This window comes from Curtobacterium sp. MCBA15_013 (assembly GCF_001865095.1).
Taxonomy (GTDB): domain Bacteria; phylum Actinomycetota; class Actinomycetes; order Actinomycetales; family Microbacteriaceae; genus Curtobacterium.
Map to the genome: position 1 here is coordinate 8,631 of NZ_MJGQ01000003.1, position 1,362 is coordinate 9,992.

Consider the following 1,362-nt stretch of genomic DNA (forward strand, 5'->3'; position numbering starts at 1 on the left):
GCGGCCGCGGCCGCTCAGCGGGTGCGGCCGCGCAGCCGTCCGATGCCCAGCACGACGGCGACGACCACCAGGCCGAGCAGGAGCCCGACCACCGCCGACACCGCGGTGTCCACGATCCACGTGACGACCGGCCCGGTCGCCTCGATGCCGTGCTCGATCGCGTGCAGCAGGTCGTACGGGCCGTGCCAGAAGGTCTCCGCCAGGTTCGCGATCACGAGGTGTCCGCCCACCCAGAGCATGGCCACCGTGCCGACGACGCCGATCACACGGAACACGGTCGGCATGGCGCGGACGATCCGCGCGCCCGTCCGTCTCGTGCGACGGACGCTGTTCTTCATCATCTGCAGCCCGATGTCGTCGATCTTCACGAGCAGGGCCACGGCGCCGTAGACCGCCCCGGTCATGACGAGCCCGATGACGATGAGCGCGCCGAGCGTCGGCCAGAGCCCGAGGTCGGGGTCGAGTCCGGCGAGGGCGATGAGCATGATCTCGGTGCTGAGGATGAGGTCCGTGCGGATCGCCCCGAACACGAGCTTCGGCTCGGCGACGGTCTCCTCGGACTCGCTGACGTGGTGCGCGCCGAACCACTCGGTGACCTTCTCGGCCCCCTCGAAGCACAGGTAGGTGCCGCCGAGCAGCAGCAGCCACGGCAGCACCCACGGCGCGAACGCGGTGAGCAGCAGCGCGAGCGGGATGATGATGACGAACTTGTTGAAGAGGCTGCCGAGTGCGATCCGCCCCACGACCGGCAGCTCGCGCGCGGGCGAGAGCCCCTGCACGTACTGCGGGGTCACCGCGGCGTCGTCGATCACGACGCCAGCGGTCTTGGCGCTGGCCTTGAGGGCCGCGGAGAGCACGTCGTCGACGATGGCGAGCAGACCGACTGACATGCGCTCAGACTAGGGCCTCGGCGCGTCCCGTCGGCGCAGGGTCTGCGAGGGGGACTCCCCGTACACCTCGGCGTAGTACCCGGAGAACCGCCCGAGGTGGTTGAACCCCCACGACAGCGCGACCTCGGCGACCGTCACACGCTCGGGGTCGCCCGCGAGCAGTTCGGCGCGGACCCCGTGCAGCCGGGCCTCGCGCAGGAACTGCATCGGCCGGACGCCGACGTTCCGCTGGAAGGCGGCCTGCAGTCCCCGTGCGCTCACCCCGGCAGCAGCGCTCACCTGGGCGACCGTGAGCGGCCGGCGGGCGTTCGCGACCATCCACTCCTTGGCGAACCGGATCGTCGACGACCCGACCGCCACCGTGGGTGCCGACGACGGCGTCGCGTCGAACGCCGCCGCCACGGCGTCCGCGATCGACTGGTTCCAGCGTGCGCGGACCGTCTCCGGCGCGGTCGGGTCCAGGAGGCGCGGT

General features: G+C 71.7%; 2 protein-coding genes. Both read right to left on the minus strand.

Annotated features, from left to right (window positions below; all coding sequences use genetic code 11):
- Positions 1-14 precede the first annotated feature (14 nt).
- Positions 15-890: a DUF808 family protein gene (locus BIV01_RS01980; protein WP_071301770.1), complete on the minus strand. Its 876-nt coding sequence runs from the start codon at positions 888-890 to the stop codon at positions 15-17.
- 9 nt (positions 891-899) lie between these two features.
- On the minus strand, positions 900-1,362 hold a 463-nt coding region (locus BIV01_RS01985), incomplete at its 5' end, for a helix-turn-helix transcriptional regulator (RefSeq protein ID WP_175473615.1).